A 13,372-nucleotide genomic window follows, 5' to 3' on the forward strand; every position below is an offset into this window, starting at 1 on the left:
CGCCCGGTTCGGCACGCACCTGCCCGAGCGGCTCACCGAGGAGCTCGCGACGCTGCGCGCGCGGCTCGGCACGGTCTGAGCGGACGCGCGTCGCTCACGCGTACGCGTAGCTCGACGACGAGTACTCGGAGTAGCCCTCGCGGGGGCGCAGCGTCGTCCCGCACCCGAGGCAGTCGACGGGCCGGCCGCCGTCGCGCCCGCGGATCGTCAGCCACGCACCCGCGCGGCCGGTGAGCACCCCGCGGAGCTGCACGAGCTCGTGCGCGCCGTGCTTCTCGGCGGTCGCCACGAAGTCGAGGAACGTCGTGTGCCGGTCGCACCCGGGGCAGCGCAGCTCGACGACGCGGAACGGTCCGTCGAGGTCGTCGGTGCGCACCCCGAGGTGCTCGGCGAGCTCGGCGACCTCGGCGTCGTCCATGGTGCGCATCTCGGGCGGGTCGTCCGACGGGAGCGCCCGGAGGGTCTCCCGGTCGACGCGGTAGGTGCGGGTCCTCGCGGGCCGCTCGTACAGCAGCTCGCGCACGTCGTCGGCCGTCCGGAGCGCCGCCATCTCGCTGGGCATCTCGGTCTCTCCTCGCGTCGTCGGGAGCCTCGCCCCACCCGGTGGGCAGGTCACACGGGCCTCTCGTCCGACGGTCGACGGCGACGCGTGCACCCGCAAGGCCCGTCCGGGCAGCCGGAGGGGCGAGGGCGGCGTCGGGAAGCGCAGCGCCCGCGGGTCGCGCAGACTCGTGCTGTCCCGCACCCGTCCGACAGGAGCCTCCCGTGTCCCGCGTCCTCATGGTGGTCTCGGCCGCCGACACCCTCGTGCTCACCGACGGCACCGCGCACCCGACCGGGTTCTGGGCCGAGGAGCTCGTCGTCGCGCACCGGACGCTGAGCCGGGCCGGGCACGGGGTCGTCGTCGCGACGCCCGGCGGCGCACGCCCCACGGTGGACCCGGTGTCGCTCGACGAGAAGACCGTCGGCAGCGCCGAGAAGGTCGACGAGCTGCACGCCTACCTCCGCGAGATCGGCACCGCGCTCGACGCCCCGGTCGCGCTCGAGGACGTCGACGTGAGCGGCTTCGACGCCGTGGTGCTCCCGGGCGGGCACGGCCCGATGGTCGACCTCGCCGTCGACCCCGCGCTGGGCCGCCTGCTCACGCGGGCCGACGAGGACGGACTCGTGATCGCCCCGTTCTGCCACGGACCGGCCGCACTGCTGTCCGCGACCACCGACGACGGCGCGTTCCGCTTCGCCGGGCGGCGGCTCGCGGTGTTCACCGACGAGGAGGAGCGCACGGGCGGCACCGGCGAGACGACGCCCTGGTTCGTCGCGACCCGGCTGCGCGAGCGCGGTGCGGTCGTCGAGGAGGGCCCGGCGTGGTCGAGCTTCGTGGTCCGCGACGGCAACCTGGTCTCGGGTCAGAACCCGCAGTCGAGCGAGGCGGTCGCGGAGGCCGTGCTCGAGGCGCTGGGGGAGAGCCGGCGCTGAGCCGGCGCCCGCGCCGCCGCGGCTCCCGTGCCGTCGCGTCGGCCGCGTCGCCCGGCAGCCCTTGACCCTCCCCCTGGGGCAGGGTCGACAGTGACGGGGTGACGACGACGCACCAGCCACCCGCGCTCCTGACGATCGGCCAGCTCGCCGACCGGTCCGGGCTCAGCCTCAAGGCGCTGCGCCTGTACGACGAGCTCGGGCTGCTGCCGCCCGCGCGCGTCGACCCGGCCTCCGGGTACCGCTACTACGACGCCGGGCAGCTCGACGGCGCGCGGCTCATCGGCCTGCTGCGGCAGGTCCGCATGCCGCTCGCGGAGATCGGGGCGCTGCTCGCCGACCGGGACCCGGAACGGCTGCGGGCCTGGTGGCGCGGCGAGGCCGACGACCACCGGCAGCGCGAGGGCGTCGTGCGCTACCTGCTGACGGAGCTCGACGGCGCCGAGCGGCCGGTGATCCCGGTGCGGACGCGGCACGTGCCCGACGAGAAGGTCGCCACGACGTCGGCGCACGTGCTGCAGCCCGACCTCCCGCGGTACATCCCGGAGGCGATCGGCCGGCTGCGTGCGCACCTGGCGGCGTGCGGGGCGACGGCCCGGGACATCGACTGGACCGTGTACCACTCGTCGTCCACCACGGACTCCGCGGGGCTCGTCGAGGTGTGCGTCCCCTTCAGAGGCACGGTCCAGCCGACGACCGAGGTCACCGTGCGCGTCGAGCCCGCGCACCACGAGGCGTACGCGCGGATCACCAAGGGCGAGGTCCGGGCGCCGCACATCATGTTCGCGTTCGACGCGGTCGCCGCGTGGGTCGCCGAGCACGGCCACACCCGCACGCTCGACCCGCGCGAGGTGTACTTCGCGGACTGGGTCGCGGTCGACGAGTCGACTCCCGCGGTCGACATCGCGTACCCGTTCGAGCCGGGGTCGGGGCCGGGGCCGGGGTCAGCCGCGGGTCCGGCGGCGGTCGACGACGGTGCGGACGCCTCGAGCGCCGGGTCGCCCGCACCGGGCGCCGAGGCGGCTGCAGAGGTCGCCCCGTGACCCGCGCCGGGGTGCCGAGCGCCCTCGACCGCTACCGCGCGCACACCCCGTTCACCGACCCCGGCGCGCACGCCGCGCTGCTGCGCACGCTCCCGGCGGACCCCGGGGCGCTCGCCGACGCGGTCCGCGGACTGGTCGTGCACTACGTGGCGTCCGGCCTGACGTTCCCGCCCGACCGGCTCGCCGAGATCGACAGCCGCTGGGTCGAGGTGATGCTCGCGCGCCTCGCCGAGCGCGACGCGGCGCCGCTGACCGGGCCGCGCGACGTCGACTCGTGCCTCGTCGGCTGCTGCCGCGACTTCACGCTCCTGCACGTCGCCGCGCTGCGCGAGCACGGCGTCCCGGCCCGCAGCCGCGTCGGGTTCGCGCCGTACCTGCGGCCCGACTTCGCGCACGACCACGTCGTCGCCGAGCGCTGGGACGCCGCACGGGCGGAGTGGGTGCGGGTCGACGCGCAGCTGGACCCCGCGGACTGGCGTGACGTGGACGTGTCGGACCTCGGCACCGGGCCGGGCAGCCCGTTCCGGCCGGCGTCGCGGCTCTGGCTCGACCACCGAGCGGGCCGCCTGACCGCCGCGGACCTCGACGGCTACGGCGTGAGCCCCGACCTGCCGCTGCACGGGCGCTGGTTCGTGCGGAACTACGTGGTCGTCGAGCTCGCGCACCTGACCGGGCACGAGCTGCTGCTGTGGGACCTGTGGGGCGCGATGACCCCACCCGCCGTCGGGCCCGACGGGGAGCTCACCGAGGTCGCCGTGCCCGACGACCCCGACCTCGACGCGCTTGTCGACCGGGCCGCCCGGCTGCTGCTCGACCCGGACGCCCACCTCGCGGAGCTCGACGCGCTCGCGGCCGACCCGCGGCTCGACCCGCGGACCGGCGTGGTGTGCGACTCCCCGCGCGGGGTGCGGGAGGCGGTCGGCCTGACCGCGCGCGCCCGGTGACTCAGAGCAGGCCGTGCGCCCGGAGCACGCGGTCGAGGATCTCCCGGACGACGGGCGCCTTGAGCTCGTTGTAGTCCATCACCAGACCGTCGCCGTCCGCGCGCAGCCGGTCCGCGGCCGCGTGCTTGGCCGCCGCGTACGCCGCGCGGTCCTCGGGGTGCTCGCGCAGCCAGTCCCGCAGGAGCCGGTGCCGCACCGCCTCGGGGGAGTCGGGGCTCCAGACGTGCAGGTTCGCGCGGGGCTCCGTGTGCACGAGGAGACGGTGCTCGTGCCAGGCCCGCTCACGCAGGACGAGAGCGAAGCCCTCGGCCTCGAGTGCCGGCACGTACGCGGCCTCGTCCGTGGAGTCGGCGACGGTGAGGTCGAGGTCGATGATCGGCTTCGCGGCGAGGCCGGGGACCGAGGTCGACCCGACGTGGTCGAGCGCGTGCGGGCGCGCCGGCCGCCGTTCCGGCCGCTGACGTCGGCAGCCGTCCGCCGCCTCGGCCGAGGTCAGCCCTGCGGCCGCTCCGGCCCCGCGCTGCCCGCGGGGTAGTCCACGAGCGGCGTCGCCCCGCCGGCCCACGCGTCGAGGATCGGCTGCACGATGCGCCAGCCCTCCTCCGCCTCCTCGGCGTGCGCGGACAGCCGGGTGTCCCCGGCGATCACCGCGAGCAGCAGCTGCCCGTACGGCGTCGGGTCCTGGCGGGCGAGCTCGGTGTCGAGCTGCACCGTCTCGAGGTCGAACGGGTCGCCCATGCCGTTGATGTTGAGCCGCAACGACATCCGGTCGGGGTCGAGCTGCAGGCGCAGCTCGTTGGCGGCGGCGTGCTGCCCGGTGAAGACGTCGTGCGGCACGGGCCGGAAGCGGACGACGACCTCGCGCCGGTCCGCGTCGAGCGCCTTGCCGGTGCGCAGCCGGAACGGCACGCCGCCCCACCGCCAGTTGTCGATGGACAGCGTCACGTCCGCGTACGTCTCGGTCTCGCGCGCCGGGTCGACGCCCTTCGCGTCCACGTACGCGTCGACGTGCCGCGTGGCGCCGTCCTTGCCGGTGACCTCCCCGGCCGTGTACCGCCCACGCACGGTCGCGCGCGCCACCTCCTCGGGCGACAGCTCGCGCACCGCGCGCAGCACGTCGACCTTGCGCTTGGACAGGTCCGCGGGCCCGACGGACAGCGGCGGCTCCATCGCGACGTACGTGAGGAGCTGCAGCAGGTGGTTCTGCACCATGTCGCGCAGCGCGCCCGACCGGTCGTAGTAGCTGCCGCGCGACTGGGAGTCGACGGTCTCGTCGAACACGATCTCGACGCTCTCGACGTACCGGCTGTTCCACAGCGGCTCGAGCACGGCGTTCGCGAACCGCAGGCCCAGCAGGTTGATCACGGTCTGCTTCGCGAGGAAGTGGTCGACGCGGAACGTGCGGTCCTCGGGGACGACCGCCGCGAGCTCCGCGTTGAGCGTCCGGGCGCCCTCGAGGTCCTCCCCGAACGGCTTCTCGACGACGACGCGCAGCCCGGCCGGCCGCTCGCACCGCCCGAGCGCCGCGATGACGTCCCGGAACAGCACGTGCGGCAGCGCGAGGTACAGCACGACGGGCTCGTCGCCCTCGGCCCCGGCCTCCGTGAACGCCTGCTGCAGCGTCGCGGGGTCGGTCACGTCGCCGCGCACGAAGCCCGCCTCGTCGGCGAGCGCCCGCACCTGCTCGGCGGGTCCGTGGCCGGGGTGGTCCGCGACGACGCCGCGCACGTGCTCGCGGAACGCGTCGGGCGTGAGGTCGTCCTGCGCGACGCCGACGAGCCGCAGCCCGCCCTCGACGAGGTGCAGCACCTGCGTCAGCCCGGGGAGGAGGTAGCGGCGCGTGAGGTCGCCCGTGGCACCCAGCACGATCATGTGTGCGGTCATCGTCGTCCGTCCCCGAGTGCGGCGGCCCCGCGTCGGCGCGAGCGAGGGCGTCCCCACTCCACCCGAGCGGCACCGGCGCCGCAACCGGGGCCTCGACCGGTGGCCCGCCGGCCTCTGCCGGCACTGCGGACACCCCGGGCCCGGTGCTGCCGCGCTCGGTAGGCTCCCCGCCGTGGAGATCCTCGTCATCGGCACCGGCGCGCGCGAGCACGCCCTCGTCCGCGCGCTCGCCCGCGACCCCCAGGTCACCGGCCTGCACGCCGCCCCGGGCAACCCGGGCATCGCGCAGCACGCCCGGATCCACGGCGTCGACCCGCTCGACGGCGCCGCGGTCACCGCGCTCGCCCGGTCGCTCGGCGTCGACCTCGTGGTCGTCGGCCCCGAGGCCCCGCTGGTCGCGGGCGTCGCCGACGCGGTGCGCGAGGCCGGGATCGCCGTCTTCGGCCCGAGCCGCGAGGCCGCGCAGCTCGAGGGCTCCAAGGCGTTCGCCAAGGACGTGATGGCCGCCGCCGGTGTCCCCACGGCGGAGCCGCGCGTCGCGTCGACCCCCGAGGAGGCCGCCGCGGCGCTCGACGAGCTCGGCGCGCCGCACGTCGTCAAGGACGACGGGCTCGCCGCCGGCAAGGGCGTCGTCGTGACGACCGACTACGCCGAGGCGCTGGCCCACGCGCACGCGTGCCTCGCCAAGCCCGGCGCGCGAGTCGTCATCGAGGAGTACCTCGACGGCCCCGAGGTCTCGCTGTTCTGCCTCTCCGACGGCGCGACCATCGTGCCGCTGGTCCCCGCGCAGGACTTCAAGCGCGCGCACGACGACGACCGCGGCCCGAACACCGGCGGCATGGGCGCCTACTCGCCGCTGCCGTGGGCGCCGCGCGGCCTCGTCGAGGAGGTCGTCACGCGCGTCGCGCAGCCGACGATCGACGAGATGGCCCGCCGCGGCACGCCGTTCGCGGGGGTGCTGTACGTCGGCCTCGCGCTCACCACGCGCGGCACCAAGGTCGTCGAGTTCAACGCGCGCTTCGGCGACCCCGAGACCCAGGTCGTGCTGGCCCGCCTCGCGACGCCGCTCGCGGGCGTGCTGCACGCCGCGGCGACCGGCACGCTCGCGGACCTGCCCCCGCTCGAGTGGAGCAACCAGGCGGCCGTGACGGTCGTCGTCGCGTCCGAGGGCTACCCCGGCGCGGTCCGCGGCGGCGACGAGATCACCGGCATCGAGGACGCGGAGCAGGTCCCGGGGGTGCACGTGCTGCACGCCGGCACGGCGCTCCAGCAGAACCCCGCCGGGGACGACGACGACGCGCTCGCGGGCGCCCGGCTCGTCTCGGCCGGCGGGCGCGTGCTCTCGGTCGTCGGGGTCGGTGCCGACCTCGCGGACGCCCGCGCGGCGGCCTACGCGGGCGTCGAGCAGATCGAGCTCGCGGGCTCGCACCACCGCACCGACATCGCGCGCGCGGTCTCGCTGGGACCGTCGGCCTGACGCCGCGCGGCGACGCGTGGTCGGCGCCACCGCCGGCGCGCGCGCCGCGCTAGCGTCGGCGCGTGCGCGCGCCGCGGCAGGGACAGGTCGACGTCGAGCTGGTCGAGACCGTCGGTGACGACGTCGTGCCCGCGGCCGAGCCCGGCGCCGACTGGCGTGAGCTCCTGCGGCGCGTGCCCGCACGGGCCTGGGCGGTCACCGCCGTGGTCGTGGCGCTCTCCGTCGGCACCGTCGGGGCCGTCGAGTGGCGTGCCGACCGGGCGCAGGCGGCGCGGCTCGCGGAGACCGAGGGACTGACGGTGTCCCTCGCCGAGCCGCTCGCCGAGGTGTGGCGCGCGCCGCGGGAGGGCGTCGTCGGGGTCGTCGGTGACGTCGCGGTCCTGCACGGCGGAACGAGCGAGGGGGTGCTCGGCGTCGGCGTGCGCGGCGGCGAGACCCGCTGGGAGCAGCCTGCCGGCGGGTCGGGCTGGTGCTGGCTCGAGCGCGTCGGCCGGGACGAGCGAGGCACCGGCCGGTGGGGGGCGGCGCCCGCACGGATCGAGCCCGGCGAGGCCGTGCTCGCGTGCGCCGACTCCCGGTACTCCGGCTCGGGCGAGCAGGGCAGCGACGTCACCGTGGTCGACCCCGTGACGGGCAGCGTCCTGCGCGAGTTCGCGATGTCGGGACCGGGGACCGGCTCGACGTCCGAGGTCGACGACGGCGTCGCGTCGCTCGGCCTCGACGAGGAGGGCCGGGTGGTCGGGAGCAGGTGGGACCTGTTCACGGGGGAGCGGACCTGGGAGTACGTGGGCCCCCGCGTCGAGCAGGGCTCCCAGGGCGTCCGCACGTCGTCTGACGGCGACACGATGACGCTGGCGTCCGGGCAGGTGTCCGTGACGCTCGACGCGTGGACCGGGGAGGTCGTGGGCACCGAGGGGAGCACGCGCCCGGTGGTGCAGGAGCTCGACCGGCTGCAGCTGGCGGACGGCGGGGTCGCGGTCTCGTCGGTGATCGGCGAGGAGCGCCTCGAGCTCGTGGTGCAGGACGAGGACGGCCAGCAGCGCTTCCTCACCGGCGGCTACGCGCTCCGCCCGCTCGTCGACGACGGCAGCGCCCCGCAGACCCTGCTCCTGTCGTCGCCGAAGCGGCCCGGGATCATGGCGGTGGACGCCCGGACCGGCGACGAGCTGTGGCGCTCGCGCGTGTCCTCCTGGCAGGTCGCCGTGCTCGCCGGCCTCGTGGTGGCGCGCGACGAGCAGCGGATCACCGCGCTCGACGCGCGCACCGGCGTGACCGTCTGGACCCGCGAGGACCCGGCGCCCGCGACCGGCACGAGGGTCCTGACGGACGGCCGGGTGCTCCTCACCCTCGTCCGCGGCAGCGACGGCGGGACCGATCTCCTGGCGCGGGTGGCCGAGACCGGCAAGGAGCTCTGGCGTGCGCCGGCGCCGGTCGCCGAGGGCTACCTGGAGGTGCTGCCCGACGGTCGCGTGCTCGTCCTGGGCGCGGGCGAGACGGTCGCGCTGGCTCCGTAGCGGACGACTGCGCGGGGACGTCGTGCCTGCGTCGCCCCGTCAGACAGCCCGGCTCGCGAGGTGCGTGCCGAGGAACGCGACGACCCGCTCGAGCGCCTCGCGTCCCGCCGCGGTGTCGAGGCGGAACTGGTACTCGTGGCCGAGCGCGGGCTCGTGGTCGTCGGCGAAGAACAGCGCGTCGACCGGCACCCCGTGCTCCCGCAGCCGGTCCACGAGGTCGCGTGAGTGCGGCAGCAGCGGGTCGGCGTTGCCCGCCGAGACGAACGCCGGGGGGAAGCGCGCCGTGACGTGGTCCCGGACCGAGGCGAGCGCCACGACCGGGTCCGTCGCGAAGTCCCGGGTCCCGGAGTACGACCACAGGACGGTGCGCAGGAACCACCCGCGCAGGCCGGAGCCGCCGATCCGCGCCACGTCGTACGCGCCGCACAGCAGGACGGCGCCACGCAGGCCGTCGGGCGGCAGCGGCGGCTCGACGCCGACCCGGCGCGCGTACGAGGGGTCGGTCACGAGCGCCGCGACCTGCGCCGCGATCTGTGCGCCCGCCGAGTCGCCCGCGACCGCGAGCCGGGCCGGGTCCACGTGGTACCGCTCCGCGTGCGTCACGACGTGCCGCAGCGCCGCGCTCACCTGGTGCACCGGCACGGGGTACCGGTGCGCCGGTGCGACCGCGTACCCGACGGTCACGACCGTGAAGCCCCGCGCCGCGAGGATCCGGGCGTACTCGACGACGTCGCGCGTGCTGCCCGAGACCCAGGCGCCGCCGTGGACCCACACGACGGTCGGGAGCCGCTCCCCGTCGGCGAGAGCCGTGGGGTGGACCACGTCGACGTGCGCCGCGGGGATCCCGGGTGCGCCGTCGACCACCTCGCCGAGCCGCGCCGTCACCCCGTCCGGGACGAGCGGGGCGAGCACGGCGGACGTCCGGCGTGCCCCGCGCTCGAACACCCACCGGACGGCGAGCGCCGACGGCCACGCGCTCGCGCGCAGCAGGACGGTGACGGCCGCGAGCGCCGCCGCGGCCCCGACCAGCACCGGCACGACCGCGGTGCGCCACCCTGCTCCGTCCGCCATGGGCCCACGCTAGGGGCCGCGGGCGGGCCTCAGGGGCTCAGCTCGCCGACCACCCGCGCCGCCTCCGCGCGCAGCGTGACCCCGCGCGCGAGCGCGTCCCGCGGTCCGCCGCCCTCGTGCACCATGACGATGCCGACCGCCTGGTCGATCGTCGCGCGGGCGGCGATCGCCGCCCGCAGCTCGCGCGCGAGGCGTGGGGCGTCGCCGGACCCGAGGAACACGTCGAACGTGCGCGCGAGGACCTCGGTGTACACGTCGGCCCGGGCGAGGGCCTCGCGGTCCCACGCGTCCGGCCAGCTCGCGTAGAGGTTGAGGGCGACGTCGAAGCCGTGCCCGACGCGTCGCGGGACGGCGGCGGACGACGCGAACCCGGCGAGGGTCGCCGCCTCGCGCCACGCGGGCCACCGGGTCTCCACCTCGATCCGGGGGACGACCAGCACGGCACCCGCGTCCATCGAGGCGAGGCAGGGGCCCTCACCGGCCAGGTACTCGACCTCGTCGCACAGCTCGGCGGCGACGTCGCTGCTCGCGACCGACGTCGCCTCGCCGGCGCGGCGCACGGTGATCGACGCCGAGGTCCCCGGGGCGATGTGCGTGGCGGCCACCGGGGCGACGGCGCGCACGTACTCGTCGAGCCCCGGCGCCGCTCCCGCGAGGGACTCCAGCGCGCTGCGGGCGAGCGCGCGCTCGTGCTCCAGGTCCACGACCGGCTCCTTCCTCCGTGCTGCTCCTAGGTTGCGGCGCGCGGCGGCGGAGCGCCATCGCGCGGCGGCGACGGCGTGCGTCCGCGCCGGACTCCGCGCCGTCCGCGCGGACGGTGACCGGGCCGCGGCGATGACTTCCGTCGCGAGCGGGAGTCGTCCCCCGGGACGAGGTGCGGGTGAGGACGAGGAGCGGGACGTGGACGGTCTGGACCCGGACGGGGTCGAGCGGCTCCGGGAGGCGATGGAGTCCCACGTGGCGTCGGGAGCGGTGCCGGGGCTGGTGTGGCTCGTGCGGCACGGCGACGACGTCGCGGTCGGCAGCGCCGGCGTCCTCGACACCGCGACCGGGACGCCGGTGACCCGGGACTCGCTGTTCCGGATCTCCTCGATGACGAAGCCGGTCACCGCCGTGGCGGCGCTCCGCCTCGTCGACGAGGGCGTGCTCGGCCTCGACGAGCCCGTCGACCGGCTGCTCCCCGAGCTGGCCGACCGCCAGGTCCTCGCCGAGCCGGGCGGCCCGCTCGACCGGTGCGTCCCCGCGCGGCGCCCGGTGACGACGCGTGACCTGCTGACGTCCCGCCTGGGTCTCGGCACGGACTTCACCGGTGCCCACGACCAGCCCGCGATGCGGCGGCTCGCCGAGCTCGGGCTGCCCGTCGGGCCCCCTGCGCCGGCCCGGATGCCGACGCCCGACGAGTACCTCCGGCTGCTCGGGAGCGTCCCGCTCGAGCACCAGCCCGGCACGCGGTGGCTGTACCACGTGAGCCTCGACGTGCTCGGGGTGCTCGTCGCGCGCGCCGCCGGTGCCCCGCTCGCGGACGTGCTCGCCGACCGCGTGCTCGCGCCGCTCGGCATGCGCGGCACGGGCTTCTGGGTGGCCCCGGCCGACCTCGCCCGGTTCGGCCCCTGCTACACGGCCGACCCGGCGACGGGGAAGCCGGTGGTCCACGACCCCGCGGACGGGCAGTGGAGCGCGCCGCCGCCGTTCGCGAGCGGCGCCGACGGGCTCGTCTCGACGGTCGACGACCTGCACGCGTTCACGGCGGTGCTCCGCGCCGGCGGCTCCGTCGAGGGACGTCCGTTCCTGAGGCCCGGGACCGTCGCCGCGATGCTGACGAACCACCTGACGCCCGAGCAGCGCGCGACCTCCTCGCCGGAGCCCGGCGGGGCGCTCGGCTGGGGGTTCGGCCTCGGCGTGCAGGTCGCCCGCGACCCGGCGTCCGGCACGGCCGCCGGCGGCTACGGCTGGGCCGGGGGACTGGGCTCCACGTGGACCACGGACCCCGAGCTCGACCTGGTCGCGGTCCTCCTCACGAACCAGATGTGGACGTCGCCCGAGCCGCCCCCGGTGGCGCGCGACCTCCTGACGCTCGGACGCGCGGCCGTCCGGCCGGACTGAGGACGGGCGGCGGCACGAACCCGTCGCCCTGCCCCGCGGCGCGTGCGGCAGGATGTGCGCGTGAGCGCGACGACCGCACCGGCCGGCTGGACCCACACCTACTCGGGGAAGGTCCGCGACCTCTACGTCCCCGACGCCGCGAGCGAGGCGGGACGCGCGGTGCAGGCGCGGCACGGCGACGTCGTGCTCGTCGTGGCGAGCGACCGGATCAGCGCGTACGACCACGTGCTCGCCTCCGAGATCCCCGACAAGGGCATCGTGCTCACGCAGCTGAGCCTGTGGTGGTTCGCGCAGCTCGAGGACCTCGTGCCGAACCACGTCGTGACGGCCGAGCCCGGCGACGTGCCCGGTGACGTCCCGCCCCTGTTCGCGGGGCGCGCGATGGTGTGCCGCCGGCTCGAGATGTTCCCGGTCGAGTGCGTCGCGCGCGGCTACCTCACCGGCTCGGGCCTCGCCGAGTACCGGGCGGGCGGCGAGGTCACCGGGATCCCGCTGCCGGCCGGGCTCGTGGACGGCTCGCGCCTCCCGGAGCCGATCTTCACGCCCGCGACCAAGGCCGAGCTCGGCGACCACGACGAGAACGTGAGCTTCGACGTCGTCGCGGGGACCGTCGGCGTGGAGGCGGCCGAGCGGCTCCGGGAGCTCACGCTCGCGGTCTACGCCCGCGCCGAGGGGATCGCGCGCGAGCGCGGCGTGATCCTCGCGGACACCAAGCTCGAGTTCGGCACCGACCCCGTCACCGGTGCCGTCACGCTCGGCGACGAGGTGCTCACGCCGGACTCGTCGCGGTTCTGGCCCGCGGACGCGTGGGAGCCGGGCCGCGCGCAGCCGAGCTTCGACAAGCAGTTCGTGCGCGACTGGCTCACGTCCCCCGCGTCCGGCTGGGACCGCGCCGGGGACGCCGCGCCGCCCGCACTGCCGGCCGAGGTCGTCGAGCGCACGCGGGCCCGGTACGTCGAGGCGTTCGAGCGGCTCACGGGGCACGGTCTCGGCTGAGCCGGGGCTCGCACGCGGCGCCTCCGTGGGACCGGCAGAACCGGAGCCACCCGGGTGGGTCCACGGCCCCCGCGGTGTGCCAAGGTGGAGGGGTCGATGGCATGTCGCCCGCCCGGACGGGGCCGGCGTCACCGGTGCACGGGCGGGACCCCCGCCGGACGGGCCGGCAGATCGTGGCCGAGATCACCTACCTCGACGAGCTCGCCGTCGAGGTCGCGACGTCGTTCGGGGATGCGGCCGGCTCGAGCATCACGTTCCGGCACCACGGCGCGATGCTGCGCGTCGCGAGCAGCGACGACGCGTCCGCGCGCTGCGACCAGGTCGAGTCGCGCCTGCACCACGGGCCGTGCCTCGAGGCGATGGAGACCCAGGAGGCGGTCCTCCTGCCGCGCATCGCCGACGTCACCCAGTGGCCGCAGTGGCGCGAGCAGGCGCTGCACGAGGGGTACGTGTCGGCGGTCGCCGTGCCCGCGCCGGTCGCGCCGGAGGTCGCCGTCGCGCTGAATGTCTACTTCCGCAGCCCCGAGCCGTGGGACGACGAGCTGCTCGCCGTCGCGCAGGGGCACGCGCGCACGATCGCCCGCGCCGTGCAGAGCCGGCTCGCGGTCCTGACGGCCGCCCACGCGGCGACCGAGGTGCGCACCGCGATGGAGGCCCGGGTCACGGTCGAGCACGCGGTCGGCGCGATCATGCACTGCAACGCGTGCTCGCCCGACGAGGCGCTCGGCGTGCTGAGGCGGACGTCCGCGGACGTCGACGTGAGCCTCGAGGTCGCCGCACGCATCGTCGTCGGCGTCCTCTCGGGCGCGCCGGCCGGGTCGCGCGCCCGGCTCGACGAGCGCTGAGCCCGGCGCGGGGCCACGATCG

The 13,372-nt window shown here is 76.6% G+C and carries 13 protein-coding genes; 8 read left to right on the forward strand and 5 right to left on the reverse strand.

The features are described from left to right. Positions 1-94 precede the first annotated feature (94 nt). The gene (locus tag AB6N24_RS08105) at positions 95-562 is read right to left on the reverse strand and encodes a hypothetical protein (RefSeq protein WP_412868898.1); all 468 of its coding nucleotides are present in this window, start codon (positions 560-562) and stop codon (positions 95-97) included. Between the two features lie 203 nt (positions 563-765). On the opposite strand from AB6N24_RS08105, the gene AB6N24_RS08110 reads away from it, so the two are divergent. From AB6N24_RS08110 to AB6N24_RS08120, 3 genes are all read left to right on the forward strand, one after another. After that, complete coding sequence (locus AB6N24_RS08110; RefSeq protein ID WP_412868899.1) at positions 766-1,476, forward strand: type 1 glutamine amidotransferase domain-containing protein; 711 nt, start codon at positions 766-768, stop codon at positions 1,474-1,476. Between the two features lie 98 nt (positions 1,477-1,574). After that, positions 1,575-2,516 (forward strand): MerR family transcriptional regulator, encoded by a 942-nt coding sequence (locus tag AB6N24_RS08115; protein ID WP_412868900.1) that lies wholly within the window; start codon positions 1,575-1,577, stop codon positions 2,514-2,516. After that, complete coding sequence (locus AB6N24_RS08120; protein WP_412868901.1) at positions 2,513-3,460, forward strand: transglutaminase-like domain-containing protein; 948 nt, start codon at positions 2,513-2,515, stop codon at positions 3,458-3,460. The genes AB6N24_RS08115 and AB6N24_RS08120 overlap by 4 nt, the downstream gene beginning before the upstream one ends. A gap of 1 nt (position 3,461) precedes the next feature. On the opposite strand, the gene AB6N24_RS08125 is transcribed toward AB6N24_RS08120, so the two are convergent. Together AB6N24_RS08125 and AB6N24_RS08130 are read right to left on the reverse strand one after the other, a co-directional pair. Next, positions 3,462-4,025: a GrpB family protein gene (locus AB6N24_RS08125; RefSeq protein WP_412868902.1), complete on the reverse strand. Its 564-nt coding sequence runs from the start codon at positions 4,023-4,025 to the stop codon at positions 3,462-3,464. Then, positions 3,953-5,344, reverse strand: coding sequence for a glucose-6-phosphate dehydrogenase (locus tag AB6N24_RS08130; RefSeq protein WP_412868903.1), 1,392 nt, complete (start codon positions 5,342-5,344; stop codon positions 3,953-3,955). The genes AB6N24_RS08125 and AB6N24_RS08130 overlap by 73 nt, the downstream gene beginning before the upstream one ends. 172 nt (positions 5,345-5,516) lie before the next feature. Between AB6N24_RS08130 and purD the strand changes: the two genes are divergently transcribed. Further along, on the forward strand, positions 5,517-6,821 hold the full coding sequence (gene purD, locus AB6N24_RS08135; protein WP_412868904.1) for a phosphoribosylamine--glycine ligase: 1,305 nt from the start codon (positions 5,517-5,519) through the stop codon (positions 6,819-6,821). A 62-nt stretch (positions 6,822-6,883) separates the two neighbouring features. Beyond that, a complete protein-coding gene (locus AB6N24_RS08140) occupies positions 6,884-8,335 on the forward strand; it encodes an outer membrane protein assembly factor BamB family protein (RefSeq protein WP_412868905.1) in 1,452 nt (483 codons plus the stop codon). 39 nt (positions 8,336-8,374) lie between these two features. Here AB6N24_RS08140 and AB6N24_RS08145 read toward each other — a convergent pair whose 3' ends face one another. Next, on the reverse strand, positions 8,375-9,406 hold the full coding sequence (locus AB6N24_RS08145) for an alpha/beta hydrolase (RefSeq protein ID WP_412868906.1): 1,032 nt from the start codon (positions 9,404-9,406) through the stop codon (positions 8,375-8,377). 29 nt (positions 9,407-9,435) lie between these two features. Continuing rightward, entirely contained in the window at positions 9,436-10,110 is a 675-nt protein-coding gene (locus AB6N24_RS08150) for a hypothetical protein (RefSeq protein ID WP_412868907.1), read from the reverse strand. 196 nt (positions 10,111-10,306) lie between these two features. On the opposite strand from AB6N24_RS08150, the gene AB6N24_RS08155 reads away from it, so the two are divergent. From AB6N24_RS08155 to AB6N24_RS08165, 3 genes are all read left to right on the forward strand, one after another. Then, on the forward strand, positions 10,307-11,509 hold the full coding sequence (locus AB6N24_RS08155) for a serine hydrolase domain-containing protein (RefSeq protein WP_412868908.1): 1,203 nt from the start codon (positions 10,307-10,309) through the stop codon (positions 11,507-11,509). 54 nt (positions 11,510-11,563) lie between these two features. Beyond that, positions 11,564-12,505: a phosphoribosylaminoimidazolesuccinocarboxamide synthase gene (locus tag AB6N24_RS08160; protein ID WP_412868941.1), complete on the forward strand. Its 942-nt coding sequence runs from the start codon at positions 11,564-11,566 to the stop codon at positions 12,503-12,505. A 101-nt stretch (positions 12,506-12,606) separates the two neighbouring features. Further along, a complete protein-coding gene (locus AB6N24_RS08165; RefSeq protein WP_412868909.1) occupies positions 12,607-13,350 on the forward strand; it encodes a GAF and ANTAR domain-containing protein in 744 nt (247 codons plus the stop codon). Positions 13,351-13,372: the final 22 nt, after the last annotated feature.

This window comes from Cellulomonas jepli (assembly GCF_047229345.1).
Taxonomy (GTDB): Bacteria; Actinomycetota; Actinomycetes; order Actinomycetales; family Cellulomonadaceae; genus Cellulomonas_A.